The organism is Streptomyces sp. PsTaAH-124 (genome assembly GCF_000373685.1).
Lineage (GTDB): Bacteria > Actinomycetota > Actinomycetes > Streptomycetales > Streptomycetaceae > Streptomyces > Streptomyces andamanensis.
In genome coordinates, this window is record NZ_KB892166.1 from 1 (window position 1) to 25,573 (window position 25,573).

25 protein-coding genes and 1 tRNA gene are annotated in these 25,573 nt (G+C 72.3%); 17 read left to right on the plus strand and 9 right to left on the minus strand.

From position 1 onward, the window contains the following. The 3 genes from B086_RS39935 to B086_RS0112840 form a co-directional block, all read left to right on the plus strand. Positions 1 to 564: replication initiator (locus tag B086_RS39935; RefSeq protein WP_018566814.1), on the plus strand; the 564-nt coding region annotated here is incomplete at its 5' end. A gap of 2 nt (positions 565 to 566) precedes the next feature. Then, a complete protein-coding gene (locus B086_RS0112835) occupies positions 567 to 776 on the plus strand; it encodes an excisionase family DNA-binding protein (protein ID WP_037873422.1) in 210 nt (69 codons plus the stop codon). Then, positions 776 to 1,900 carry a tyrosine-type recombinase/integrase gene (locus B086_RS0112840; protein ID WP_018566816.1) on the plus strand — a complete coding sequence of 375 codons (1,125 nt, stop codon included), beginning with the start codon at positions 776 to 778 and terminating at the stop codon, positions 1,898 to 1,900. Before B086_RS0112835 ends, B086_RS0112840 begins: the two co-directional genes overlap by 1 nt. A gap of 90 nt (positions 1,901 to 1,990) precedes the next feature. Here the strand turns inward: B086_RS0112840 and B086_RS0112845 are convergent. Continuing rightward, positions 1,991 to 2,063: transfer RNA gene (locus B086_RS0112845), tRNA-Arg, on the minus strand. Between the two features lie 374 nt (positions 2,064 to 2,437). Between B086_RS0112845 and B086_RS0112850 the strand changes: the two genes are divergently transcribed. Further along, positions 2,438 to 2,827, plus strand: a complete 390-nt coding sequence (locus tag B086_RS0112850) for a hypothetical protein (protein WP_018566818.1) — start codon at positions 2,438 to 2,440, stop codon at positions 2,825 to 2,827. A 15-nt stretch (positions 2,828 to 2,842) separates the two neighbouring features. On the opposite strand, the gene B086_RS0112855 is transcribed toward B086_RS0112850, so the two are convergent. The 3 genes from B086_RS0112855 to B086_RS43605 form a co-directional block, all read right to left on the minus strand. Continuing rightward, positions 2,843 to 3,067 carry a hypothetical protein gene (locus B086_RS0112855; protein WP_018566819.1) on the minus strand — a complete coding sequence of 75 codons (225 nt, stop codon included), beginning with the start codon at positions 3,065 to 3,067 and terminating at the stop codon, positions 2,843 to 2,845. A gap of 139 nt (positions 3,068 to 3,206) precedes the next feature. Beyond that, a complete protein-coding gene (locus tag B086_RS41945; protein ID WP_018566820.1) occupies positions 3,207 to 3,707 on the minus strand; it encodes a hypothetical protein in 501 nt (166 codons plus the stop codon). A gap of 171 nt (positions 3,708 to 3,878) precedes the next feature. After that, positions 3,879 to 4,070 carry a hypothetical protein gene (locus B086_RS43605; protein WP_018566821.1) on the minus strand — a complete coding sequence of 64 codons (192 nt, stop codon included), beginning with the start codon at positions 4,068 to 4,070 and terminating at the stop codon, positions 3,879 to 3,881. Positions 4,071 to 4,348: 278 nt separating this feature from the next. On the opposite strand from B086_RS43605, the gene B086_RS0112870 reads away from it, so the two are divergent. The 3 genes from B086_RS0112870 to B086_RS0112880 all read left to right on the plus strand — a co-directional run bounded on the left by B086_RS0112870 (position 4,349) and on the right by B086_RS0112880 (position 6,592). Continuing rightward, positions 4,349 to 5,311, plus strand: coding sequence for a response regulator transcription factor (locus B086_RS0112870; RefSeq protein WP_037873444.1), 963 nt, complete (start codon positions 4,349 to 4,351; stop codon positions 5,309 to 5,311). A gap of 200 nt (positions 5,312 to 5,511) precedes the next feature. Then, the gene (locus B086_RS0112875; protein ID WP_078510092.1) at positions 5,512 to 5,997 is read left to right on the plus strand and encodes an RICIN domain-containing protein; all 486 of its coding nucleotides are present in this window, start codon (positions 5,512 to 5,514) and stop codon (positions 5,995 to 5,997) included. A gap of 100 nt (positions 5,998 to 6,097) precedes the next feature. Continuing rightward, complete coding sequence (locus tag B086_RS0112880; RefSeq protein ID WP_018566824.1) at positions 6,098 to 6,592, plus strand: RICIN domain-containing protein; 495 nt, start codon at positions 6,098 to 6,100, stop codon at positions 6,590 to 6,592. Between the two features lie 161 nt (positions 6,593 to 6,753). Here B086_RS0112880 and B086_RS0112885 read toward each other — a convergent pair whose 3' ends face one another. Further along, complete coding sequence (locus tag B086_RS0112885; protein ID WP_018566825.1) at positions 6,754 to 8,475, minus strand: IclR family transcriptional regulator domain-containing protein; 1,722 nt, start codon at positions 8,473 to 8,475, stop codon at positions 6,754 to 6,756. Positions 8,476 to 8,561: 86 nt separating this feature from the next. Beyond that, complete coding sequence (locus B086_RS0112890) at positions 8,562 to 10,100, minus strand: M6 family metalloprotease domain-containing protein (protein WP_018566826.1); 1,539 nt, start codon at positions 10,098 to 10,100, stop codon at positions 8,562 to 8,564. Between the two features lie 362 nt (positions 10,101 to 10,462). On the opposite strand from B086_RS0112890, the gene B086_RS0112895 reads away from it, so the two are divergent. Next, positions 10,463 to 11,113 carry a TetR/AcrR family transcriptional regulator gene (locus tag B086_RS0112895; RefSeq protein WP_018566827.1) on the plus strand — a complete coding sequence of 217 codons (651 nt, stop codon included), beginning with the start codon at positions 10,463 to 10,465 and terminating at the stop codon, positions 11,111 to 11,113. A gap of 285 nt (positions 11,114 to 11,398) precedes the next feature. Next, the gene (locus B086_RS0112900; RefSeq protein WP_018566828.1) at positions 11,399 to 12,955 is read left to right on the plus strand and encodes an MFS transporter; all 1,557 of its coding nucleotides are present in this window, start codon (positions 11,399 to 11,401) and stop codon (positions 12,953 to 12,955) included. 32 nt (positions 12,956 to 12,987) lie between these two features. Here the strand turns inward: B086_RS0112900 and B086_RS0112905 are convergent, their stop codons facing one another. Then, entirely contained in the window at positions 12,988 to 13,584 is a 597-nt protein-coding gene (locus B086_RS0112905; protein ID WP_018566829.1) for a MarR family winged helix-turn-helix transcriptional regulator, read from the minus strand. A gap of 141 nt (positions 13,585 to 13,725) precedes the next feature. Here B086_RS0112905 and B086_RS0112910 point away from each other — a divergent pair, with 141 nt between their 5' ends. The 3 genes from B086_RS0112910 to B086_RS0112920 all read left to right on the plus strand — a co-directional run bounded on the left by B086_RS0112910 (position 13,726) and on the right by B086_RS0112920 (position 17,407). Next, complete coding sequence (locus B086_RS0112910; RefSeq protein ID WP_234029308.1) at positions 13,726 to 14,514, plus strand: dioxygenase; 789 nt, start codon at positions 13,726 to 13,728, stop codon at positions 14,512 to 14,514. 570 nt (positions 14,515 to 15,084) lie between these two features. Beyond that, positions 15,085 to 16,113 carry a sigma-70 family RNA polymerase sigma factor gene (locus B086_RS0112915; protein ID WP_026252365.1) on the plus strand — a complete coding sequence of 343 codons (1,029 nt, stop codon included), beginning with the start codon at positions 15,085 to 15,087 and terminating at the stop codon, positions 16,111 to 16,113. Positions 16,114 to 16,639: 526 nt separating this feature from the next. Next, positions 16,640 to 17,407, plus strand: a complete 768-nt coding sequence (locus B086_RS0112920; RefSeq protein ID WP_018566832.1) for a TetR/AcrR family transcriptional regulator — start codon at positions 16,640 to 16,642, stop codon at positions 17,405 to 17,407. Between the two features lie 35 nt (positions 17,408 to 17,442). On the opposite strand, the gene B086_RS0112925 is transcribed toward B086_RS0112920, so the two are convergent. Beyond that, positions 17,443 to 18,480, minus strand: a complete 1,038-nt coding sequence (locus B086_RS0112925; RefSeq protein WP_018566833.1) for a helix-turn-helix transcriptional regulator — start codon at positions 18,478 to 18,480, stop codon at positions 17,443 to 17,445. 61 nt (positions 18,481 to 18,541) lie between these two features. On the opposite strand from B086_RS0112925, the gene B086_RS0112930 reads away from it, so the two are divergent. The 5 genes from B086_RS0112930 to B086_RS0112950 all read left to right on the plus strand — a co-directional run bounded on the left by B086_RS0112930 (position 18,542) and on the right by B086_RS0112950 (position 24,604). After that, positions 18,542 to 20,059: an MFS transporter gene (locus B086_RS0112930; RefSeq protein ID WP_026252366.1), complete on the plus strand. Its 1,518-nt coding sequence runs from the start codon at positions 18,542 to 18,544 to the stop codon at positions 20,057 to 20,059. A 204-nt stretch (positions 20,060 to 20,263) separates the two neighbouring features. Beyond that, positions 20,264 to 21,025, plus strand: coding sequence for a DeoR/GlpR family DNA-binding transcription regulator (locus tag B086_RS0112935; RefSeq protein WP_018566835.1), 762 nt, complete (start codon positions 20,264 to 20,266; stop codon positions 21,023 to 21,025). Then, entirely contained in the window at positions 21,022 to 21,969 is a 948-nt protein-coding gene (gene pfkB / locus B086_RS0112940) for a 1-phosphofructokinase (RefSeq protein WP_018566836.1), read from the plus strand. The genes B086_RS0112935 and pfkB overlap by 4 nt, the downstream gene beginning before the upstream one ends. Positions 21,970 to 22,099: 130 nt before the next feature. Next, positions 22,100 to 24,190: a PTS fructose transporter subunit IIABC gene (locus tag B086_RS0112945; RefSeq protein WP_018566837.1), complete on the plus strand. Its 2,091-nt coding sequence runs from the start codon at positions 22,100 to 22,102 to the stop codon at positions 24,188 to 24,190. 153 nt (positions 24,191 to 24,343) lie between these two features. After that, entirely contained in the window at positions 24,344 to 24,604 is a 261-nt protein-coding gene (locus B086_RS0112950) for a hypothetical protein (RefSeq protein WP_018566838.1), read from the plus strand. A gap of 73 nt (positions 24,605 to 24,677) precedes the next feature. On the opposite strand, the gene B086_RS0112955 is transcribed toward B086_RS0112950, so the two are convergent. After that, positions 24,678 to 25,451 carry a DUF6227 family protein gene (locus tag B086_RS0112955; RefSeq protein WP_018566839.1) on the minus strand — a complete coding sequence of 258 codons (774 nt, stop codon included), beginning with the start codon at positions 25,449 to 25,451 and terminating at the stop codon, positions 24,678 to 24,680. Positions 25,452 to 25,573 lie beyond the last annotated feature (122 nt).

Sequence of the window (25,573 nt, forward strand, 5' to 3'; positions counted from 1 at the left end):
TGGGGCTCCCAGGTGGACGTGCAGCCGATCGGCAGCCTGCAGGGTGTCGAACTGACCGACACGGCGGTCGCCTCCTACGTCGCCAAATACGCCACCAAAGCCGCCGAAGCCACCGAGACAGTGGACCGCCGGATCGGGGAGCTGGCCGAACTCGACCGCCTGCCACTGCCCCCGCACACCCGCCGCCTGATCGANGCNTGCCACNCCCTGGACGACGCCTACCCCGACCGGCTGCTGTGGCGCTGGGCCCACATGCTCGGCTTCCGCGGCCACTTCATGACCAAGTCCCGCGCCTACTCCACCACCCTCAGCGAACGCCGCCAGGTACGCGCCGACTACCGCGCCCGCCAGGAACGCCACGAACGCGGACTCCCCGAAGACCCCGACGACCCGGACGGCTCCACCCTCGTCCTCGCCCACTGGACCTACGCCGGACAAGGCCACACCCCCGGCGAATCCTGGCTCGCCGCAACCATCGCGAAGGAAATCCGTACGAACAGAGAAACCGCACGCGAAGCACTGACAGAGCTACCGCTGGATGGCGAGATCGAGGGGGAGTGGTGAGCATGGATCGACTTCTCAGCGTCCAGGAAGTGGCCGAGGCGCTCGGGACGGGCGTCCGCTTTCCCCGGCGCCTGATCGAGGAACGTCGGATCACCTTCGTCAAGGTCGGGCGGTACGTCCGCATCCCCGAGAGTGCCGTGTCCGCCTACATCGCTGAGCACACGGTGCAGCCGGTGAGCGTCCGGCCCGGTCTGCTGCGGAGGGCTGCCTGATGGCGAACAACCGGGGTCGGCGGCGTCGCTTCGGATCTGTCCGGCAACTCGCGTCCGGCCGCTGGCAGGCTCGATACCGTGATCCGAACACAGGTCAGCTTCGTAGCGCTGAGGAGACCTACGCGACCAAGACCGATGCTGAGGTCGCGCTGACGCACATCGAAGCGGATATCACGCGGGGGCAGTGGTCCGACCCGGATGCGGGCAAGGTCCGCTTCGGTGAATACGCGACTGCGTGGCTCAAAGATCGCAAGCTTGCGGCGCGTTCGCGTGAGCGGAATGAGTCGGTGATCCGGCTGCATCTGTTGCCGACCTTCGGGGAACGTCCGCTGTCCTCGATCACAACGGCTCAGGTGCGGGCCTGGCGTACGGCGTGCCTGACTCAGACCGGTGAGCCGACCGTGGTCAAGGCGTATCAGATCATGCGGGCCATCCTGAACACGGCCGTGGATGACGAACTGATCCGGCGCAACCCGTGCCGGATCAAGGGCGCCGACCGGTACGACGTGCCCGAACGCCCCGTCCTTAGCGTGGCCGAGGTGCTCGCTGTGGCCGATGCGATCGACCCCCGTTACCGGCTTCTCGTCCTGCTGGCTGCGTTCTCGGGGCTGCGCTTCGGGGAGTTGGCATCGCTGCGCCGGCGAGACGTAGATACGGACGCTGCGGCGCTCATGGTCCGGCGGTCACAAGCGGAGTTGCAGACCGGGGAACTCCTCGACAAGGCGCCGAAGTCGTCCGCGGGTGTCCGACCGGTGGCGTTCCCGACCGAACTCCTGCCGGACGTGAAGCGCCACCTCGACGCCTACGCAGGGCGTGGCCGGGATGGGCACGTCTTCCTCGGCCCCCAGGGGGGTCGGCTTCGGCGGAGCAACTTCCGGGACGACTGGATCGGCGCCAGGAAGAAGGCCGGTGTCACAGCGAACGTGCATTTCCACGATCTCCGGCATACGGGCAACACCCTCGCCGCGTCCGGCGCCAGCCTGCGGGAGCTGATGACCAGGATGGGCCACAGCACACCCCGTGCTGCCCTGATCTACCAGCACATGGTCAACGGCCGTGACCGTGAGATCGCTGACGGGCTCGGCTCGATGATCCGGAAGGTGCGGGGTGATGTGGATTCCTAGCGGACCTTGTGGCACGCGTGTGGCACGGCCGTGATCACAGCGAAGGGCCAGTTCGAGGCGATCAAGCCCCTGAACTGGCCCTTCGTCATGTGCCCCCGGCAGGATTCGAACCTGCGACACCCGCTTTAGGAGAGCGGTGCTCTATCCCCTGAGCTACGAAGGCGTGGCCGAGTGACCGGTGACAGCCTAGCGGATCGGCGTCGGGGAGGTCGCCCCTGTTGATGCTGAGGGGGGCGTCCGTCGTGTGTGGCCGGGCCGTGGGCTTCGGGGGTGCCGGTCGGGCAGGGGCCCGCGGCAGGTGCACGGCCGTGGCGGTCCTGAATTTCGGGCCGGAAATTGAATTGAGCGAAAGCCTTCATTTTGACCGGTGTTGCTAACGTCTCGCTAACGTTTTATTGGCGTGGTACGGAATTCGGTCATGATTGATCGGGGGCTGGGCGGAACAAGCCATTCCGAGGGGAGTGGGCTGTCTGGCGGGCGAGTCGACCGGATAGCTTTCGCCGTCAGTCGAGCTCGGTTACGCGAGGGTGGTTCTGCATGATGGACAAGAAGGTTCTGGGCGTTCTCGCCGCTGTCACGCTGTCGGTCGGTGTCGCCGCGCCGGCCAGTGCGGCGACGGCACCCGGGTACGACCTGCTCACCATGGGGCACGGCACGAAGACCCTCGGAATCGCCTACGTGGACAACAATTACTCCGGGTCGCGCATCGAGTTCCGCGGGGAATCCTGCAACAGCGACAAGGAAGACATCCCCGACTACCAGTTCCCGCTGCCCGAGAAGTACCGCTGGACCATCTCTTCCGTGCAGAACATGACGGCCGACTGCCAGATGGGGCTGCGGAACCGGAACGGGGACAGGCTGCTGGTGGGCTGGGAGCCGCAGCTCGGCAGTTGGAACGACCAGACGGTGACCGTCCAGTTCAGCTGATGCCGCCGCCGCAGGTCAGCTCCGCTTCCAGCCCCGCAGGGGAAGCGCGGTGATCGCCTCGTCGATCTCCGCGGTGACCTCCTCGGCCGAGGCGTTCGCGCGCAGGCCGAGGACGGCGTATCCGGTTCCGCACTCCAGGATCTGGACGGACCAGCGGGGCGGGAGCTGGGCGATGACGCGCAGGCACGCCAGTTCGGGGGCGGCCTCGGGCGGCCCGGTGAGTCGGACCTGGTTCTCCACGGTCGTGTCTCCTGCGGATCGTGGGCCCTGCGGCCCTGGGATGGACGCGGCATGGGCCGGTTTCCGTGAGGAGACCGGCCCATCTGCGTGAGTGGCGAAGCCCGAGTGGGATACAGGAGGTCGGACGGTGCGGTCGGACTCAGCTGGTGAAGACCACCGTGCCGCCGTTGCGGGTGAACCAGCCGCCGAAGCCCCAGTTGCTCCAGCCGCCGTCGCCGCGGTTGACGACCGTGCCCGACTGGAAGGCGAGCACGCGGTAGGTGGCGCTGCCCTGGGTGACGCGGGCGTTGGCGACCACTCCGTGCAGGTCCAGGGAGTAGTCGAGCTTGTCGTTGATGACCATCACGTTGTAGCCCGAGTACGCGTTCATCGTGTCGTCCAGCTGCCGGTGGACGAAGGCGGGGCGCTCCTTCTCCATGCGGATGTCGTTCAGGACGTTCCCGATGATCGGGCCGATGTAGCCCATGGCGTCGACGAAGATGTCGACCTTCCAGCCGGAGTCCATGGTGCTCACCTGGCCGGCGATCCGGGCCGGGGCGGCGGTCGGCGTGGCGGCCTGGGCCGTGGCGGGCAGCAGCAGGGCCGAGGCGGCGACGGCGCCGACGACGGTGAGGGCGGCGCGCTTGAGGTTCTTCGTCATGGTGTGCTCCTTCGGGGTGGTTTCGGGCATGGGGATGCCCGGCGTATGAGGGGTGGAGGGGTGGAACGAGAAGCGTGGGAGGTACTGCCGGGGGGTACGGGCCGCAGGCGCCGGCCGGTCCGGGGGGCGCGGGCCGCCCCGGTCGGAGCGGTCGCCGTCACCTCGGTCCGGTCATCCCCAGTCGTTGGTCAGCGGGGACACGGGGGTGGCCTCCTGGTGCTCGGGCACCGCGGTCTGCGTGGCGCTCGCCTGCGGCCTGGCGTCGTCCGCGCCGGTGCTGTGGGCCTGGGCGACTCCGGCACCGCCCACGACCAGGAGTGCGGTGATGGTGCCGGACGCGATGCGGGCCGCGATGCGGTTCACGGGTTTCCTCCTGGGCGGGCGATGTCGCTGGGCGGGTTCGTCTCGCTCGGTCCGGCCCGCCGTTCTCGTTCCGGCGGGCCGCCCTCACACCGAGAATGTTGCCCGCCGGGAGGGGCCTTGGACGGGCCTCGGGCGTGCAGCAAACGACCCCGTTCCCGTGCACTTTCCTGCACACCCCCGCCGCCGGGACCCGCCGGTGCACGGCCCCCGCGGGCGGCCCGGCACACGGCCGCGCGGCCCTCGTACGCGGGCCGGAACGCCGCCGGGCGGTGGTGGCGATGAAGCCGGACAACACCCCCAACACCCTCGGCTTGCTGGGGGTTTCCGAGCCGGAGGAGCAGCTCTACCGGGCGCTCCTGAGAGACCGCGAGGACACCGGCGGCCACGACCCGGCCGTGGTCACGCGGGTGCTGGAGCTGGGCATCGCGGTGCGTACCCCGGCCGGCGGTCTGCGGCCGCTCTCGCCGAAGCGGACGGTCGAGAGGCTGATCGAGCATCAGGTGGGCCAGTTCCAGGACGAGCTCCAGGAGTCCGTCCGCAGCGCCGGGGTGGTCGAGCACCTCAGCACGACGGGCGCCTCCGCGGACGCGTCCGGGCCGGACGGTCCGGCGGTCCAGCAGATCGAGGGTCTGGAGGCCGTACGGAGCGCCATCGACGAGGTGACCTTCTTCGCGCGTACGGAGAACCTGACGACCAACCCGGTCGGGGTGCTCACCCCGGAGTCGATCGAGATCTCCCGCCCGATCGACCTGAGGATCCTGCGCCGGGGAGTGCGGATGCGGACGCTGATGGCGTCGGCCTGCCTCCAGGACGAGACGACCCTCGTGTACCTGCGGGAACTCGTGGCCCGTGGCGCGGAGATCCGGATCTCCCCGCACCCCATCGAGCGCATGATCATCTGTGACCGGGCGGTCGCCCTCACTCCGATCGACCCCCAGAACACGGCCCGTGGGGCGCTCCTGACGCGGGAGCCCGGTCTGGTGAGCACTGTGGTCTCGCTCTTCGAGCGGATGTGGGCGGCGTCGCAGGAGCTTCCCGAGGAGGCCCTGCCCTCCCTCACCGAGGTCGAGCGGCAGATACTCCAGACCCTGTACCTCGTCGACAAGGACGAGACCGGGGCCCGCCAGCTCAACATGGCGCTGCGGACCTACCGCAAGTACGTGGCCCGGCTCATGGCGAGGCTCGACGCCGACAACCGCTTCCAGGCCGCGCTGCGCGCCCGGGAGCGCGGCTGGATCTGAGGAGGGCCAGCGATCCGGCCCGATCGGACGGGTAATTCCGAGTCAGCGTCCTGAATTCGGACACAGGGTGTCGCAGGGGCCTTTTTCTCTGCCCCGGAAGCGCCTTTTGTTCACCCTGTGGAGCATTAGTGAAACGTTAGTGCGCGGGGTCAATCTATTCAGTGTATTCAACGTTTCCATTCATCCGAGGAAGAGGTCGCATGCGTATTCACGCGAAGTTCGCGGGCGCTTTGGTCACTGCGGGGGCCAGTCTTCTGCTCACCATGGGTACGGCCCCGGCCGCCCATGCCGCCGGTGATGTCTGGCAGTACCGGAACGCAAACACCGGACTCTGCCTCGACTCCGATGCAAAGGGAAACGTGTACACCAAGTCCTGCGGCGCGGACAACCCGTACCAGAAGTGGCAGCGGGCGGTCCTGGACGGCAAGGTCCTGCTCCGCAATGTCGCCACTCGCCGATGCCTCTGGGTGAATCCCCTCAAGGCGGAGGACAAGCAGCTCGAAACCGATCCGACCTGCGCCAACGGCGCGCTCTGGTGGGAATTGGTGGTCGACGGCACGTACCGGTTCGTCGACCCCTACAGCAACAAGGCCCTGGACTCGAACGCCAAGGGCAGCGCCTACGCCAAGGGGTACGGCTCGGACAACCCCTACCAGCAGTGGCGCCCCACCGCCGCGACCGCGTGAGGCACAGCGGATCAGCACCGTCGGACACCGCGCGGGCCGGACAGGACATCCGTCCCGGTCGTCGCACCCAGCGTCACCCGCTCACCGAGGAGAGAAAGCCATGAACATCCGGAAGGCTCTCGGCGGCGTCGCCGCCACCGCAGGAGCGGCCGCGCTCCTGCTGACCGGCACGGCCGCGACCGCCCACGCGGCCGGCGGCCCCGGCGGCGGTGTCTGGCGGCTCCAGAACGCCCAGACCGGGCGCTGCCTCGACGCCAACGGCACCGGTGGCGTCTACACCTCGTCCTGTTCGACCACCGCGGCGAGCCAGCGCTGGGAGTACCACGTCGTCAACGGGAAGATCCAGCTCAAGAACACGAGCTCGGCCCGGTGCCTGAAGCCGACGACGCCCTTCTCCCTCGTCCTGGAGACGCGGCCGTGCGACATCGACGCCAACGACCTCTGGGACGAGGTGTTCGTCTCCGGCAAGCTCCGCCTCATCAGCCCGGGAGGCAACGCGCTGGACTCGGACGCCAAGGGGAAGGCGTACCTGAACCAGTACGGTCCTGACAATCCGTACCAGCAGTGGTACCTGACGACGTCGATCCCCGGCTGACGAGGCGGCGGGAGTCCGCTCGCCGTGCCCTGCCGCCCCGGCTGGTCGCTCCCGACCGGCCGGGGCTCCTCCATGCCCGGCGACCTTCCGGGACCGGGACCGGGCCCGGTGCCGCGCCGGACAGCCTGGTCAGGTGACGGCCCGGTCAGGTGAGGTCCTGGTCAGGTGAGGGGCACGCGGGTGAAGCGGGTGGCCGTGCGGAGGTCGGCCTCGATGCGGGCGGCGGTGCGGCGCAGGGCGGGCAGGAGAGCGGAGACGCACTCCTCGCGGGTGCGGCGGGCGGCGTGCAGGGCGATGTCCACGGCGGCCACGGGGCGGCCGGCCCGGTCGTGGACGGGGACGGCGACGGCGCGCAGACCCGCTTCCGGTTCCTCGTCGGCGAGCGCGTAACCGGCCGGTCCCGGGCCGGTCAGGGCGCGGCCCAGCGCGGTGGCGCGGGCCGGGAGGCGGGTGCCCACGGGGAGGTCGACGCTCATGATGTGGTGCGTGCTCGCGCGGGCCGCGTACTGGATCTCCTCGCCGCCGGGGGCGAGCACCGCCAGCGCCGTCGACTCGCGGACCTCGGCCGCCAGGTCCTCCAGATGCGGCTGGGCGATCCGGGGGAGCGTGGTGTGGGACAGGGGCGGGAAGCCGAGGGAGAGCACGCGGGGCGTGAGAGTGAAGGTGCGGCCGGGGCCGGGCGCGACCAGGCCCAGGTGCTCGTGGGTGATCAGGGCCCTGCGTGCCGTGGCCCTGGCCAGGCCCGTCGCCTGCGCCACCTCCGTGAGGGTCAGCGCCGGACGGTCCTCGCCGAACGCCGTCAGGACCGTCAGCCCGCGCGCCAGGGACTCGATGAACCCCCGGCCCAGCTCCTGTTTCGACGCCGCCGTCCAGGCCGCCAGCTCCGGGGGCGCCGCGTCCGGGCGTGCCGCAGCCGCAGCCGCAGCCGCAGCCGGTGCCGGTGCCGCACCGGGTGTCCGCGCCCGCGCCCGCGCCGAGGCCGCGCGCAGATCCTCCTCCATCGCCGCGACCGTCTCGCGCAGCCGGGGCAGGAGCGTGGCGCGCAGGTGCTCGGCGGAGTGGCGGCTGGTGTGGCTCACCACGCTCGCCGCACAGGCGATCGTGCCGGTGACCGGGTCCCGCACCGGTACCGACACGGCCACCAGGCCCGGTTCGATCAACTGGTCGTCCGCCGCCCAGCCCTCCCGGGCCGCCCGCGTCGTGCGCTCCTCGAAGCCGGAGCGGGGCGCGTCCGGTCCCGGCGGGTGCGGCGGGATCGCCGGGAAGGAGCGGTTCTCCGGGTCGGCCGCCCGGCGTCCGTGCCAGCGGTGCCAGTCCCCGGCCGTCCACTCGGTGGCGAACAGCGGTCCGGGCGCGGTGCGTTCGGCCGGGAGCAGGTCGCCGATGCGGAAGCTCAGGGACATGGCGCGGCGCCGCGTCGCCTGGTGGATGAAGCGGATGCCGTCCTGGTCGCGGACCGCCAGCGACACCGACTCGTCCAGCGCGTCGGCGAGGGCGTCCGCCCGCGCGCCGAGGAGGTCGGGCAGGCGCAGGGCGGCCAGACAGGCGTTGCCCAGCTCCATCAGACGGGGGGCGAGGACGGTGTCCCGGCCGGTGAGGCGTACGTACCCCATCCGGGCCAGGGTCGCGGTGACGCGGTCCACGGTGGCACGGGCGAGGCCCGTGGCGCGTTCCAGGGCGCTCGGGCTCAGGGTGCCGCCGGCCTCCGTCAGCGCCCGCAGCACGGCCACTCCCCGCATCAGCGGGGCGACGGCCTCCGGGGGCGGTCCGTGCGGCCGGTCCGGGGCGCCCGCCGCGGTGCCGGACCCCGGCGCACGGGCGGACGTCATCGGGTGCGCGGGCGCCGCCGGGGGCGTCGGGGAGGTCGCGGGCGTCGCGCACATCGGTCGGTTCTCCCGTACGGGACGTCGGTGGTGGTGGCAGGTCTGCGCCCTACGGTAGTCCGGGCCGGGCGGGGCGGCGGTCCCGGCTACTGCCGGGTCACCCGGACCCGGTAGTTGCCCTCCAGGTCCGCCGCCGCGACATCGATGCGGATCTTGGACCGTGGGTCCTTGAAGGTCTCGCCGGGGGCGAAGGGGGCGTCGGAGAGCTCCGCCTGCACGTTCGGACTGCGGCTGCACCCGCCGGAGTCGCGGTGGGCGTCGTAGACGGTGATGGGGCCGCTTCCGGTGTCCACGTCGGCGTTCACCTTGTAGATGAGGACGCCGGGCCGGCACACCGCCTCGTCGTTGCCCTCGCGGGTGCGCAGTTCGAGGGCGTAGCCGGTGCTGCCGTCGAGCGGGACGAAGATCAGCTTGGGGCCGCCGGCGCGCTCCAGCGGGGTCAGGGTGTACTCGGCCGAGCCGCGCCTGCTCGCGCAGTTCACCTGGTCGGCGTCGAGCCAGCCCAGCTTCCACTTGTGCCAGCCGAGCAGGTCGTTGTCGGCGCCCCAGTCCTCGCTCATGATGTCCCAGTGGCCGACCGCGCCGCCGCCCTCCTGGGTGTAGAGGTCGGGCAGGCCGAAGACATGGCCGTTCTCGTGCGGCAGGACGCGGTAGCCGGTGCGGTCGTAGGAGCCGGAGCCGTCGTCCTGGCGGGAGTAGACGAACGAGGCGTTCGCGAGCGGGACGCCGTCGGCCGTCGGGGCGTCGGGGTTGCCCGCGAAGGTGACGGACAGGACCGTGTCCAGGGCGGACGGGCCCGCGTTCGGGGTCATCAGCACGTTCAGCAGGTCGTACCGGCGGAAGTCCACCTGGGAGTCGGCCGCCGCCGCGATGTCCTGGACGAGGTCGCGGTAGCCCGGGTCGAAGGGGGCGCCGCGTTCTATCCCGTACTCCTTGAACGGCTTGGGCATGCGCAGCCAGTGGGTGATCGGGGTCTCGGGGCGGTAGTCGAGGCGCCCGTAGGAGGCGGTGCGGAACCACTCCTGGGTCTGCGGGAAGAACTCGTGGAAGCGGTCGAGCGCGGTGCCCTCGCCGGGGGCGTCCGAGAAGTCGATCATCAGGGTGAGGGCGTGCACGGTGCCGGTGGAGCGGGCGTAGCCCGTCGAGGTGGGGACGCCCTCGGTCATCTGCACGGAGCGGGCGCCGCTGATCATGCAGGGGGCGAGCGCGGGCGAGCGGGACAGGGAGTTCGCCCCGGCGCCCGAGGCCGCGGCGCCCGAGGTGAGGTGCGCGGCCCCCGCCGTGCTGACTGCGAGGGTCAGCGCGGTCACGGAGGCGAAGGCGGCCGTGCGGCGGGTGCGCGTGCGTATCCGGGCGCGTATGCGGGTCCGTATCCGTATGGGGGTGGGGGCGGGGGTGGGTATGGAGCTCGGGTCGGCGGCGGGTGCGGCGGGTGCGGCGGAGGTGGTGGCGGTCGTCGTGGCGGGGGACGCGGGGGCCGGGCCGGGGGATTCCGGGGGTGTGCCGGGGGCTGCGGGGGCCGTGGTGCCTGCGGGGAGCGCGGTGTCGGCGTGGTCCGTCCCGTGCGGCCGGTGTGTCGGGTGCGGCGTCCGGTCTGTCCGGCGGCGGGGCGGCTGCGGCTGCATGCGTGGACCCTTCGCTCCAGGCAGCCGACGGTCTCGCGCCGCGCGGCACCGGTCCGCACCGGTCCGCGCCAGGCGGTCACCGGTCTCGTCTCCGGCTGCACCCTTTCGCTCACCCTGTGTCGCCGGGGCGGCGGGCGCGCGTTGGAGCGGTCCGGTCGTGGGACGCGCGGCCCGGTCGTGGGAACGGGCAGGGCCAGTTGGATGTGACCCAGGTCACGGGATATCTCTTCCGGGACGGGAAATAACCGGGGACCTCTTCCCCGTTTAGCCCTGTGTCCGAGCGAAACGGGGACTCCATCCCCGGATCGTCCGCCCAGACCTACCGACCAGGTCCGCCAGACCTACCGACCAGAGGAGACGCCGTGCCGGCCGCGACCGCCACCCCCGAAGCGCGCAAGGTGACCAGGCCGCGCGCCGACGCCCTGCGCAACCGGGAGCGGATCGTCACCGCCGCCCGCGAGATGTTCGTCGAGTACGGCCCCGAGGTGCCGCTCGACGAGATCGCGCGCCGGGCCGGCGTCGGCAACGCCACCCTGTACCGCAACTTCCCGGACCGCGACGCTCTCGTCCGCGAGGTCGTCTGCTCCGTGATGGACCGTACGGCGGAGGCGGCCGAGCAGGCGCTCGCGGAGACCGGCGACGCCTTCGAGGCGCTGTCGCGCTTCGTGCACGCCGCCGCCGACGAGCGGATCAGCGCGCTGTGTCCGATGGTCTCCAGCACCTTCGACCAGCATCACCCCGACCTGGAGGCCGCCCGTCACCGGGTCGAACACCTCGTCGAGGAGATCATGGACCGCGCCAAGGCGGCCGGGCAGTTGCGCGCCGATGTGGGCGTGGGCGATCTGATGATCGCCGCCGCGCAGCTCAGCCGCCCCCCGGCCGGTACCGGCTGTGTCCTCCACGACCGCTTCGTCCACCGCCATCTTCAGCTGTTCCTGGACGGACTGCGGGCCCCGGCCCGTTCCGACCTGCCGGGCGCGGCCATGACCATGGAGGATCTCCGCCAGGCCTGACCGACCTGACAGACAGCTCCCCGCCACGCGCGGACCCGTGAGACGGGCCCCGGTCCGGCAGGCGCCGGCCCGCCCGCACCGATGAGTTCAGCGCCGAACTCCGGTCTCCTTTCCCGGCTCCCCGCTCACGCACGACTCCTCACGCACGCTCCTCGCTCACGACTTTTCGTTCTCCCCGTTCACGACCTTCTCGTTCGCCTACGACGCTCCGGCACGGCAGCACGGGCCGCCGCCGCCCCTTTCGACACCCTTTTTCCGTCACGAAGTCCCGAAGTGGGTACCCCCATGTCCGAAACAGCCCTCAAGGCTCCCGGCGTCCCGCACCAGTCCGGTGACGCCAACCGCTGGAAGGCGCTCGTCTTCATAGCGCTCGCCCAGCTGATGGTCGTGCTCGACGCGACCATCGTGAACATCGCCCTTCCCTCCGCCCAGCAGGACCTGGGGATCTCCGACGGCAACCGGCAGTGGGTCGTCACGGCCTACGCCCTGGCCTTCGGCGGACTCCTGCTCTTCGGCGGCCGTATCGCGGACCTCTGGGGTCGCAAGCGCGCCTTCGTGATCGGTCTGACCGGCTTCGCCGCGGCCTCCGCGCTGGGCGGCGCGGCCACCAGCGGCGCGCTGCTGTTCGGCTCCCGCGCGCTCCAGGGCGCCTTCGGCGCGCTGCTCGCGCCCGCCGCGCTCTCCCTGCTCGCGGTGATGTTCACCGACGCCAAGGAGCGCGCCAAGGCGTTCGGCATCTACGGCGCCATCGCCGGCGGTGGCGGTGCCGTGGGTCTGATCCTGGGCGGTTTCCTCACCGAGTACCTGGACTGGCGCTGGACGTTCTTCGTGAACATCCCGTTCGCCGTGGTCGCCGCGGCCGGTGCGTACTTCGTCATCCGTGAGCCGGCCGGCGCCCGCAACCGCTCGCCGCTCGACATCCCCGGCGTTGTCCTGTCCACCCTCGGCCTGGTCGCGCTGGTGTACGGCTTCACCCGCGCCGAGTCCGCGGGCTGGAGCGACGCGCTGACCATCGGCATGTTCGTGGGCTCCGCGGTGCTGCTGGTCGCCTTCGTGCTGGTCGAGTCCAAGGTACGGGCCCCGCTGCTGCCGCTGCGCGTGGTCACCGAGCGCAACCGCGGCGGTGTCTACCTCTCGCTGGGCCTGGCGATCATCGGCATGTTCGGCCTGTTCCTCTTCCTGACCTACTACCTCCAGATCGTGAAGGGCTACTCGCCCGTCAAGACCGGCTTCGCCTTCCTCCCGATGATCGCGGGCATGATCACCGGCTCCACCCAGATCGGCGCCCGGCTGATGACCCGGGTCCCGGCCCGGCTGCTGATGGGCCCCGGCTTCCTGGTCGCCTCCGTCGGCATGCTGCTGCTGACCCAGCTGAAGACCGACACCTCCTACCCGGCCCTGCTGCTCCCCGCGATGCTGCTGCTCGGCCTCGGCATGGGTACGGCGTTCATGCCGGCCATGTCCCTGTCCGCCCAGGGCGTCGAGCCGCGGGACGCCGGTGTCGCCTCCGCGATGGTCAACACCTCGCAGCAGGTGGGCGGCGCCATCGGCACGGCCCTGCTGAACACGATCGCCTCCTCGGCGACCGCGTCGTACATCAAGGACCACATCGGCGCGGCCGGCGGCGCCCGGCCGCAGCAGCAGCTGGTGCAGGTGCAGGGCCTGGTGCACGGGTACACCAGCGCCATCTGGTTCGCCGTCGGCATCCTGGTGCTGGCCGCCGTGATCGCGCTGACCTTCGTCAACGCGGGGCGGCCGGGCAGCACCCTGGTCACCGGTTCGGGCTCCGCCTCCGGTGAGGGCGCCGAGCAGGAGGTGGCGGTGCCGGTCATCGCCCACTGACGACCACTCGGCCCGGTCCCCGCCCCGGCTCCTCAGCGGAGCCAGGGCAGGTCCGCGCCCGCCTCGTCCGGTTGCAGTCCCTCGGCGACGATCTGCATGATCTCGCCGAGGGACTGCTGCTGTTCGGGGCTGAGCCGTTCGAACAGGGCCTGTCGTACGGCGGCCACATGGCCGGGGGCGGTGCGACGCAGCACCTCCTGGCCGTCCTCGGTGAGCACCGCGAACTGGCCGCGCTTGTCGGAGGGGCAGTCCTCGCGGCGGACCCAGCCGTTCTTCTCCAGGCGGGCCACGGCGTGCGAGAGGCGGGAACGGGTGATCTTGGCGTTCATGGCCAGCTCGGTCATGCGCAGCCGGCGGCGCGGGGCCTCGGCGAGCTGGACGAGGAGGGCGTAGTAGACGTGCGGCATGCCCGCGTCGCGCTGGAGCTGCCGGTCGAGGTGGTCCTCCAGGAGGGTGGTGGCGTGGAGGTAGGCACGCCAGACGCGCTGCTCGTCCGGGGTGAGCCAGCGGTGGGCGTCGGCGGCGGGGGACGGGGTGGCGGGGGCCTGACCTGGGGAGACCGGGGCGGCGGGAGGCTGGGCGGCGGGGGCCTGAGCGGGGCCGGGCGCGGAAACGGGAGCCGTGTTCATGTATCCACTCTACGAGGGCGCTCATTGAAGATTAAACAAATGCACCGTACAGTGGTCCTTGAGCTTTAAAGTTCAAGTTTCGGTCCCCGTGCTTGCTCTGCCCGCCGCAGTCCGAGCGCGGTCCCAGCAGGAGTAGCCGCCATGACCACAGCCCCTGAGCGCATGCCCGCCCTCTACCTCAGCCACGGCGCCCCGCCGCTCGCCGACGACCCCGTCTGGCCCGGCCAGCTCGCCGCCTGGTCCGCCGGACTGCCCCGGCCCCGCGCGATCCTCGTCGTCTCCGCGCACTGGGAGGAGGCCCCGCTCGCCCTCGGCGCCGTGGAGACCGTCCCCCTGGTGTACGACTTCTGGGGCTTCCCCGGGCACTACTACGACGTGACGTACGCGGCCCCCGGCGCCCCCGGCCTCGCCGACCAGGTCAGGAAGCTGCTCCGCGGCCCCGGCACGCCCGTGCAGGACGTCCCCGACCGGGGCCTGGACCACGGCGCCTACGTCCCGCTCGTCGAGATGTTCCCCGCCGCCGACATCCCCGTCCTCCAGGTCTCCATGCCGACGCTCGACCCGGTCCGCCTCATGGACATCGGCCGCAGGCTGGCGCCGCTGCGCGACGAGGGCGTGCTGATCGTCGGCTCCGGCTTCTTCACCCACAACCTCGCCGCCCTGCGCCACACCGGCGGCGGGGTGCCGAGCTGGTCCTCCGAGTTCGACGACTGGGGGCGCCGCGCCCTGGAGGCCCGCGACTGGGACGGGCTGCTGGACTTCCTCGACAAGGCCCCGGCCGGCCGGTACGCCCACCCGCGCACCGAGCACTTCGCCCCGCTGTTCGTGACCATGGGCGCGGCGGAGGCGGCCGGCGAGCTGGACGCGCAGCGGTCGGTGATCGACGGCTTCTGGATGGGAATGGCGAAGCGGTCGGTTCAGTTCGGCTAGGGACCGGGAAGGCGGGGGCGGGGCGCCGCACGGAACGCCGGTACGGGCCGTGCGTGGGCCGGGCAGGGCCGTGCGTGGGTCGGGCAAGGCCGCGCGTGGGTCCGGAACGGGCCGTGCGTAAGTCCGGAACCGGCCGGAGACAGGCCCGGGGCCGGGTCCACGGGGGCCGGGAATCACCTGAGAGTCCGGTTTTGCGGCAACCTTCCGGCCCCGGTACCCGTCCATGAGAGTGGGGGCAGCGAGGGAGGGTGGCGCTCTCCCGCTGTGAGAACTGCGGCATCCGTGTGACGGGCGTCTCATGTGCAGGGTGGTGAGTCCGGGTCCGCGAGGGCCTGGAAAGGGCTTCCGCTCCCACTCTGACCTGCGACTCCGTGACGTGACCCAGGGCGCATGGGGCGTCGTGGCGGCACAGGGTACTGCATGATCAGAAAAATCGGGGGGCGGGTTGGGAATTCTGTCCGGTTTCAAGTCGTTGTTCCCATCGGATGCGGGGCACCCGAGGAGAGTCCCGAAGAGAGTGCCGAGCGTCCTGTGGACCACCCGCTGACACACCATCGCAAGGGAGCACGCATGGCAACCCGTGCCGTCGCCCGTCGACAGTCCGCCCATGGGGGTACCTCCCAGGCTTTCGGCTCTGGGGGAGAGACGGCCCACGCGGCACGCGGTGTCCGCGCCCGTGGCGGCGAGATCGCCGACCGTGACCTGGTCGGCATGTATCTCGACGAGATCGCGCGCACACCGCTGCTCGACGCCGCCAAGGAGGTCGAGCTGTCCCAGGTCATCGAGGCCGGTGTGTTCGCACGGCAGATCCTCGACGGGTACGAGGAGACGCCGGCGGACGCGAGCCGCGAGGAGCTCCAGGCCCTCGTCGACGAGGGCGAGCGGGCCAAGGACGTCTTCATCCGCTCCAACCTGCGCCTGGTCGTCGCGGTGGCCCGCCGCTACCCGCGCAGCGGCCTGCCCCTGCTGGACCTGATCCAGGAGGGCAACGCGGGCCTGGTGCGCGCGGTGGAGAAGTTCGACTACCGCAAGGGCTTCAAGTTCTCGACGTACGCCACCTGGTGGATCCGCCAGGCGATCACGCGCTCGATAGCGGACCAGTCCCGCACGATCCGGCTCCCCGTCCACCTGGTGGAGGAGCTGGGCCGGATCCGCCGGGTGCAGCGCGAGTTCAACCGTGAGCACGGCCGCGACCCGGAGCCCGCGGAGATCGCCGCCGAGCTGGGTTCGAACCCGGAGCGCGTCGTGGACGTCCTGGACTGGGCCCGCGACCCGGTCTCGCTGAACATGGCGGTGGACGACGAGGGCGAGACCCAGTTCGGCGACCTGCTGGAGGACACCTCCGCGGTCTCGCCCGAGCAGTCTGTCCTGACCCTGCTGCGCAGCGAGGAGCTGGACGACCTGATCGGCCGCCTCGACCAGCGCACGGCGTCCATCATCAAGATGCGGTACGGCATCGAGGACGGCCGCGAGCGCACGCTGACCGAGGTCGGCAAGGAGCACGGTCTGACGCGCGAGCGCATCCGCCAGATCGAGAAGCACGCCCTGCTGGAGCTGAAGAAGCTGGCCCGGGACACCGGGTTCGACGCGGCGGCGTGACGTCTCGGAGAGGTGCCGCGAGGTCCCCGCGGGGCGGCTGTTCCCGCGGGGCGCGCACACCCTCGGGCAGCGCCGATGGCGCACGCCCGGTGGTGACGCGCACGCCCGGTGGTGAAAGACCGCGCGAACATGGCCGTGGAGCATCGCTTCAACCGGCGGCGCGACGGGAACAACCCTTCCGGGCCCGAGCGGCCGGGCGCACGACCACACCAGAGCCACGTCCCGACGCACTCCCCCCGGCGCCGGGACCTTCCCAGAGCCGGGCTTCGGCGCCTTCCCCCGGGCGTCGGAGTCCGGCTCCACTTGTACCCGGTCCACCCGGTCCATCTGGTCCGTCCGGTCCATCCGGTCCATCCGGTCCATCCGGTCCGTTTGGTCCGTCCGGTCAGGGTTCCCGGGGCGCTGGTACGTCTCGGCTGCGGGCGGCCGCCCGAGCGCGCCGAAGCGGCGGGGCACCCCGGACCTGAACCCCGGGGTGGCCCGCCAGATGGCAGATTCTGCCACACCGGCATAACCTGCCGAGGTGATGAGCCCCGCCCCCGCCGACCCCAAGACCCCTTCCCTGACCGAGCGCCGCAAGGCCGCCACCCGGATGGAGATCGCGCTGTCGGCGGCGCGCCTCTTCGTGACACGGGGGCTGCGCGCCACCCGCGCCGAGGACATCGCCCAGGCGGCGGGCGTCGCCCCGCGCACCTTCTACCGGTACTTCGCCACCAAGGAGGAGGCCGTCGCGCCCTGCTACGCGGCGGGCGCCGAGCGGTGGCGGGAAGCGGTCCGCACGGCCCCGGCCGCCCTCTCCGTCCCGGAGGCCCTCGCCCACGCCGTGCGGCACACCTTCGTCCCCGGCGGCTCGGGCGTCTCGGCGATCTCCTGGCAGTGGGCGCGCACCCTCATCCGCCTGGCCGGCACCAGCCCGGCGGTCCGCAAGGTCTGGGCGGAGGTCTGCCAGGAGTCGGAACGGGAACTGGCCGGGGTGCTCGCGGCGCGGACGGCGGCGTGGGCGGCATCGGCTGGACCGGCTTCGGCAGGGGGCCGGGCCGACTCCTTCGAGTCCGGAACCGAAACTGGAACCGGCACTGAGGCCGAAACCGCAACCGGAACCGAGTGCGAGGCCGCCCCCTCCGCCATCGCGCCGGACCTCCGCTTCTCCGCGGCCGTGGCGAGCGCCGCCGTCCGCGTCGCCGTGGAAGCCTGGGCGACGGGAGACGCACCGGCCACCGGTCCGCAGGGGCCCGCCGCGCTGGCCCTGCGCAACCTCGCCGCCCTCCGCGACTTCGCCTGGGACACCCCGTAGCCCCGCACACCCCGTAGCTCCGCACCCGTAGTCGCCTAGGGGTGCGGTACCGGCGCCTCCCGGCTCCCGTCCGCACCGGGCCCGGACACGGATCCTGCCCCTGCCCCTGCCCCGGCCGCCGCGCGCGTCATGCGCGTCCCCAACTCCCGTACGCACGCCACGAGTTCCCTCGGCTCCCGCACCGTGAACTCGCAGCCCAGCATCGCCAGCCGCACCGCGACCCACTCCATCCGGTCGCCGGTCTCGGCGCGCAGCAGGCAGCCGCCGTCCGGCAGGGGTTCGAGCGGGCCGAGCCAGGAGGGCAGCCGCGCGGCGACCGACTCGACGGGCTCGTGGAAGGCGACCGTGAACACATATGTCTCCTGCCGCCGCTGCATGGAGAGGCGCAGGTACTCCGCGGCACTCCCCGTGGGCAGCTCGCGCGGTTCGTAGCGGGCGCCGGTGGGGAAGGGCTCGCTCACCCGGTCGACCCGGAACGTCCGCCAGTCCGCCCGGTCCAGGTCGTAGGCGACGAGGTACCAGCGCCGTCCGGTGGACACCAGCCGGTAGGGCTCGGTCAGCCGCCGGGTGGCGGTGCCGTCCCCGGCCCGGTAGGCGAAGCGCAGCCGCTCGCGGCCCGCCACCGCCGACGCCATCACGGTCAGCGTCTCGGGGGCGACCAGGGCGCCGTCCCCGCTGGTCAGCGGCGTCGTGGCGGCCTGGAGGGTGGAGACGCGCCGACGCAGCCGGGCGGGCAGCACCTGCTCCAGCTTCGCCAGCGCCCGTACGGACGCCTCGTCCACGCCCTCGATCGCGTGCCCGGCTCCCGCGCGCAGCCCGACCGCGATGGCCACGGCCTCCTCGTCGTCGAGCACGAGCGGGGGCATGGCCTTGCCCGCGACCAGCCGGTAGCCGCCGTCGGAGCCCATCGTCGCCTGCACCGGGTAGCCCAGCTCGCGCAGCCGGTCGATGTCCCGCCGGACGGTGCGCCGGGACACCCCGAGCCGGTCGGCCAGCTCGCCGCCGGGCCACTCGCGGGGCGTCTGGAGCAGGGACAGGAGCTGGAGGAGCCGGGCCGGAGTGTCCGTCGTCATACTCCGAGGATGCCGCACCACTAGGACATGATCTGTCCTACAGCCTCTCTAGCCTGTCGGTATGACCTCCAGCGAAACCCCCGTCAGCAGCTCAGTACCGGTGGCCGACCGCCGCCGCTGGTTCGCGCTGGCGATCGTGATGACCGCGGCCTTCATGGACCTGGTGGACGTCACGATCGTCAACATCGCCATACCCTCGATCCAGGAGGACGCCGGTGCCTCCTTCAGCCAGATCCAGTGGATCACCGCCGGTTACGCCCTGGCCTTCGCGGCCGGGCTGATCACCGGGGGGCGGCTCGGCGACATCCACGGCCGCAAGCGGCTGTTCCTCGTCGGCATCGGCGGCTTCACCCTGGCCTCCGCCCTGTGCGGCTTCGCGGTGAACCCGGAGATGCTGGTCGCCTCGCGCATCCTCCAGGGCGCCATGGCGGCGCTGATGGTCCCGCAGGTCCTGTCGATCGTGCACGCCACCTTCCCGGCCCGTGAACGCGGCAAGGTCTTCGGCCTGTTCGGCGCGATCGTCGGCCTGGGCGCGGTCTCCGGTCCGCTGCTGGGCGCGCTGCTGACGGAGTGGAACCTGTTCGGTCTCGCATGGCGGCCGATCTTCCTGATCAACCTCCCGGTCGGTGTGGTGGCCCTGCTGCTGGGCAGCCGCTTCATCTCCGAGTCCAAGGCCCCGCGCGCGCTCAAGCTGGACCTGGTCGGCGTCGCTCTGGTCACCCTCGGTCTCCTGATGCTGCTCTACCCGCTGACCCGGGGCCGCGAGCTGGGCTGGCCGCTGTGGGGGTATCTGTCGATGGCGGGTGCGCTGGTGGTCTTCGCGGTGCTCGTGGCCTACGAGCGGCGCAAGGCGGCGCGGGACGGCTCCCCGCTGGTCGAACTGTCGCTGTTCCGGGTGAAGAGCTTCGCCGCGGGCATCGTGGTGCAGACCGTCTTCGGTGTCGCGCTGGGCGTGTTCTTCCTGGTCTGGACGCTGTACATGCAGATCGGCCTGGGCTGGAGCCCACTGCGCGCCGGACTGACCGGGGTGCCGTTCTCCGTGGCGGTGTCGGTGGCGGCCGGGATGTCCGTGCAGAAGCTGGTGCCGCGCTTCGGCCGCAAGGTGCTCCAGGCGGGCGCCCTGCTCATGGTGGCCGGTGTCCTGCTCTACGTCGCCGAGTCCGACCGGTACGGCCTGCGCATCACCTCCTGGCAGATGGCGCTCCCGCTCGTCGTCATGGGTGTGGGCATGGGGCTGATCGTCGCGCCGCTGACGGACGCGGTGCTCTCGGAGGTGCCGCGCGAGCACGCCGGGTCGGCGTCCGGGCTGATCAACACCGTGCAGCAGATGGGCAACGCGCTGGGGCTCGGTCTGGTCTCGGTCGTCTTCTTCGGGGTGATCGGCGACCGGCTGACGCCCGCCCAGGTGGGTCCGGCCTTCGTCGACGCCTTCCAGCACGCGCTGCTGTGGGTGGCCGGGGTGCTGGCCGTCATCTTCGTCCTGATGGCGGCCCTGCCCAAGCGGCCGGCCCAGCACACGGAGGGCGCGGCCGAGGGGGCGCCCGCCGCCGAGGCGCGGGAGCCGGAGCTCGTCGGCTGAGCGACCGCCGGACGAGCGGGAGGACGCGGGTCCGGGGCCCGGTACCGAGGGCGGTACCGGGCCCTCGCCGTGCCCGGCCGGTGCACCCACGGCGGATGCCCGATCGTGCCCGTATGGTTCCGCACCTGTTTACTTCCCGGTCTTCCCGGCGTAGCCTCCCCCCTGAAACCACAGGTTCGGGCATCAAGCCGGAGGCAGACGGACATGTACGCAGCGGAGCGGCAGCAGGAGATCCTCCGGCTCGCCCGGGACGGCGGCCGGGTGGACGTCGTGTCGCTCGCCGAGGAGTTCCAGGTGACCGCGGAGACCATCCGCCGCGACCTGAAGACCCTCGACCGGGCCGGACTGCTGCGCCGGGTGCACGGCGGCGCCCTCCCGGCCGGCCGCCTCGACCTCGAACCCGACCTGACCGAGCGCGAGTCCACCGCCGCCGACGAGAAGGACCGCATCGCCAGGGCGGCCCTCGCCGAACTTCCCGCCGAGGGCACGCTGATCCTCGACGCCGGTACGACGGTGGCCCGCCTGGCCGCCGCCCTGCCCCCGGAGACGGACCTCACCGTCGTCACCCACTCGCTGCCCATCGCCGCCCGCCTCGCCGACCACCCCGGCCTCCAGCTCCACCTCGTCGGCGGCCGCGTACGGCACCGCACACGCGCCGCCGTGGACGCCTGGGCGCTGCGGGCCTACGGCGAGATCCGCGCCGACGTGCTGTTCGTCGCCGCCAACGGCTTCTCCGTCGAGCACGGTCTGACCACCCCCGACCTCGCCGAGGCGGCGGTCAAGCGCGCGGCGATCGCCGCCGCCCGCCGGGTGGTGCTGCTCGCCGACTCCGCCAAACACGGCCAGGAGCACTTCGCCCGTTTCGGCGGCCTGGGCGAGGTGGACCTGCTGATCACGGACAGCGGGCTCAGCCCGGAGGACGCCGCCGCCATCGAGCGCGGCGGCACGGAAGTGGTACGCGCATGATCGTCACCGTCACCCCCAACCCGTCCCTCGACCGCACCTACGAGGTCCCCTCCCTCGACCGCGGCGAGGTCGTCCGGGCCACCGGTGAGCGGGTGGACCCGGGCGGCAAGGGCGTGAACGTCTCGCGCGCCGTCGCCGCCGCCGGACGGCGCACGGTCGCCGTACTGCCCCTGGGCGGCGCCCCGGGCGCACTCGTCGCCGATCTGCTCGACGCGCAGGGCATCGAGGTCGCCCCGGTCCCCGTCGCCGGGGCCACCCGCTCCAACATCGCCCTCGCCGAGGCGGACGGTGTCCTGACGAAGATCAACGCCCCGGGCCCGGAACTGACCGCGGCCGAGCAGGAAGCGCTGCTGGAGGCCGTGCGGCGCCGCTCGCGCGGTGCCGACTGGATCGCCTGCTGCGGCAGCCTGCCGCGCGGCCTCGCCCCGTCCTGGTACGCCGATCTGGTCGCGCGGGCGCACACCGCTGGTGTCCGTATCGCCCTGGACACCTCGGGGCCCGCGCTGCTCGCCGCGCTCCGGGCGGGTCCGGACGTCGTCAAGCCCAACGCCGAGGAGCTGGCGCAGGCCACCGGGCGCCCGCTGGCCACCGTGGGCGACGCGGTGCGGGCGGCCCAGGAGCTGCGCGGCCTCGGCGCGCGCGCCGTCCTGGCGAGTCTGGGCGCCGACGGGCAACTCCTCGTGGACGGCGCGGGCGTCTGGTTCGGCGCCGCGCGCGTCGACTCCGTACGCAGCAACGTCGGCGCCGGAGACTCCTCGCTGGCCGGTTTCCTCCTCGCGGGCGGCACCGGAGGGCGGGCCCTGGCCTCGGCCGTCGCACACGGCGCGGCAGCCGTCCGGCTGCCCGGCAGCGTGATGCCCGGCCCGCACGACCTGGACCCGGCGGCGGTCGCGGTCACCACCGAGATCCCGGTGGACCGCCCCCTCGCGGAGCCGGTCCCATGACCCTCGCCCTGTTCCCCCGCCCTGTCCCCGGCCGCGCCCCTGTCCTCGTGCCCGCCCCCGTGCCCGTCCCCACCACCCCCGCCCCCGTCCGTTCCGCCGCTCGGGCGGTACGCGTGCGAAGGAGCCCGCGATGAGTGATCTGATCACCGCGGACCTGGTCGACCTCGACCTGTCCGCCGACACCAAGGAGGCGGCGGCGCGCGCCCTCGCCGAACGGATGGCGGCCCGGGGCCGGGTGACCGACCTGGAGGGCTTCCTCGCCGACGTCGCCGCCCGCGAGGCGCAGATGCCGACCGGCCTCGACGGCGGTATCGGCATCCCGCACTGCCGCAGCGCCCACGTCACCGAGCCCACGCTCGCCTTCGGGCGCAGCGTGGCCGGGATCGACTTCGGCGCCCCGGACGGCCCCGCCGATCTGATCTTCCTGATCGCCGCTCCGGCGGGTGCCGACGACGCCCATCTGACCATCCTGTCCTCGCTGGCCCGGCAGTTGACGAACGCCGAGTTCACGGCCGCGCTGCGGTCGGCGGGCGACGCGGCGACGGCGGCGGCGCTGATCCGCGGCGACCGGACACCCGCGGAGGCGGACGCGCAGGCCGACCAGGCCGCACAGACCGACCAGGCCGCACAGACCGACCAGGACGCGCAGGCCGGTCAGGCCGGTCAGGCCGACCAGGAACCGGAGGGCACCGCCGCCTCAGAGGCCCCGGCGTCCGCATCGGTCCCCGCGCCGTTCCGGATCGTCGCCGTCACCTCCTGTCCCACCGGTATCGCGCACACCTACATGGCCGCCGAGTCGCTGGAGAGCGCGGGCCGCGAGGCGGGCGTCGAGCTGGTCGTGGAGACACAGGGCTCGGCCGGGTTCACCCGGCTCGACCCGGCGGTCGTCGCGGCGGCGGACGCGGTGATCTTCGCCCACGACGTCCCCGTACGCGACAAGGACCGCTTCGCGGGCAAGCCCACCGTCGACGTCGGCGTCAAGGCGGGCATCAACCGGCCCGCCGAACTGATCGCCGAGGCGCGCGACAGGGCCGCGCGCGGCGAGGCGACCGCCCCGGCGGCCCCCGGCGGCACACCGGTCGAGCGGACCGGCGCGGCGGGCGAGGGCTATGGCACCAGGCTGCGCAAGTGGCTCATGTCCGGCGTCAGTTACATGGTCCCGTTCGTCGCGGCCGGCGGTCTGCTGATCGCGCTCGGCTTCGCGATCGGCGGCTACAAGATCAACAAGGCGCCCTCGGTCATGGACCACTTCGTGTGGACCCAGTCCGGCAGCTGGGCGGCGCTGCTGTTCCAGATCGGCGGCGTGGCCTTCGGCTTCCTCGTGCCGGTGCTGGCCGGATACATCGCCTACGGCATGGCCGACCGGCCCGGACTCGTCCCCGGCTTCGTCGGCGGCTCGATCGCCCTCACCATCAACGCCGGATTCCTGGGCGGTCTCGCGGCCGGTCTGCTCTCCGGCGGTGTGGTGCTGGCGATCCAGCGGGTGCGCATCCCGGCGGCGCTGCGCGGCATCATGCCGGTGGTGGTGATCCCGCTGATCTCCTCGGCCGTCGTCGGGTTCCTGATGTTCGTGGTCATCGGCAAGCCCATCGCCTCCGCGCAGAAGGGCATGACCGACTGGCTCAACGAGCTGACCGGTACCAACGCCGTCCTGCTCGGCGCGCTGCTGGGCCTGATGATGTGCTTCGACCTCGGCGGCCCGGTCAACAAGGTCGCCTACACCTTCGCCACCGCCGGAATCGCGGTCTCCGACCCGGGCGACTCCGCGATGAAGATCATGGCCGCGGTGATGGCGGCGGGCATGGTGCCGCCGCTGTCGATGGCGCTGGCCACCACCGTGCGCGGCCGGCTCTTCACCCGCACCGAGCGCGAGAACGGCAAGGCCGCCTGGGTGCTGGGCGCCTCGTTCATCTCCGAGGGCGCCATCCCGTTCGCGGCGGCCGACCCGCTGCGCGTCATCCCCGCCTCGATGGTCGGCGGCGCGCTCACCGGCGCCCTGTCGATGGCCTTCGGCGCCACGCTGCGGGCCCCGCACGGCGGCATCTTCGTGGTCCCGCTGATCGGCAACCCGTTCCTCTACCTGATCGCCGTCGCGGCCGGTGTCTGCGCGACGACGGCGCTGGTGGTCGCGCTCAAGACGCTGCGCGGAGCCGCACCGGGTGGCGAGGGCGGCGCGCAGGGGGCGTCGGCGCGGCCCGGACAGCCGGTGACGGCGGCCTGAGAACCGTCGCACCGCCCCCGTTCCCTCCCGCCCCCGCTCGCCTGCCCGCCTGCCCTTTTTGAACCTTTGGGGCGTGGTGAGTAGTTCACGTCACCTGCGAGATACGTCACGGTCCGGGGCTCATGCCCCGGACCGTGGTGTTCACTTGACGGTATGCCTGAGCATGTCCCGTTCCTGGTCTGGTTCGGCGTGGTCCTGCCCGCCGTGCTGATCCTCGCCTGCGCCGTCGGCCTCGCCGGATACCGCTTCGGCCTCCGGTTCGAGATCCGCCGCAGGCCGCAGGCGCCCATGCTGCGCGCGCTGCCGTCCCAGCCCGGCTCCGGCTCCGGCCCGCACCGGGAGTACGTGGAGCTGTCCCCGGCGGAGCGAGACGCCTTCGCCGGTCTGGTGCGCCGCCTCGGCGACGGCCGCTGACCGGGGGCCTCCCGCGGCACGGCGTGCGGAGCCAGGTACCCGGGGTCGGTGCCCGGCGGGGCCGGTGTCCCGTTCAGGAGAGCTGCGCCGCCCGACGCTCCATCGCGTCCCGGGCCGCGTCCTCCGTGGCGTACACCTCGCACATGTGCCGGCCGTCCGGTGTCGCCGTGTGCTCCACCTCCCAGAGGGAGACCTCCGCGCCGTCGCGCAGCAGGAACGCGTGCTCGTAGAGGGAGAAACCCAGCCCGGCGCGGCCCGCGCGGCAGGGGCGGCCGAAGGCCTGGGTGATCTGGTGCCCGGCCGCCGTCTCCAGCCGGGAGGCGGTCTCGGCGCCGGGCCGGTCCGCGTTCTCCGCGCGGCGCAGCAGTCGGCGCGCGTGGTCGGCGGCGTCGCCGGGGGCGTACGCGTGCCGGGGCTCGGGGGCCGTGGACGGTGCGGAGAGCGGGGAGAGCGCGGAGAACGGCATGAGCACCGGCAGTTCGAACTCCGGTGCGTCGGGCGGTAAGGGGAGCCGCCCGGTGGCCGTGCCCAGCTCCTCCTCGTCGAGATACACCTCGTGGTGCGCCTCGCCGCCCGGGGCGGTGTTGTGCACCAGCTCCCAGAGCGTGAGGGCCGAGCCGTCGGCCAGCAGCCAGGTGTGCCGGTACGTCTCGCGGTGCAGTCCCGCGCTGTGGTGCGCGGAGTGCAGCGAGCCGTCGTACGCCAGCGCGCAGTCCAGCCGGCGTATCGTCTCGTCCGGCAACTCGAAGGAGTTCAGCGCACGGCCGAGGAGTCGCGCGAGGTGCTCCTCCGGAGACTCGGGCGACGGGTGTGGTTCGTACGCGGTCGTCTCGTACGGAACGCTCAAGGTTTCTCCCGGCGTTGCTGCATGTCACCTGGTGGGTGCATACCGTAGCCCCTCGGTGGGACATCATGTCCGGGAACCGAGAAAACGTACGCCGGAAAAACGGCCGGGCCGCACGAGAAGTT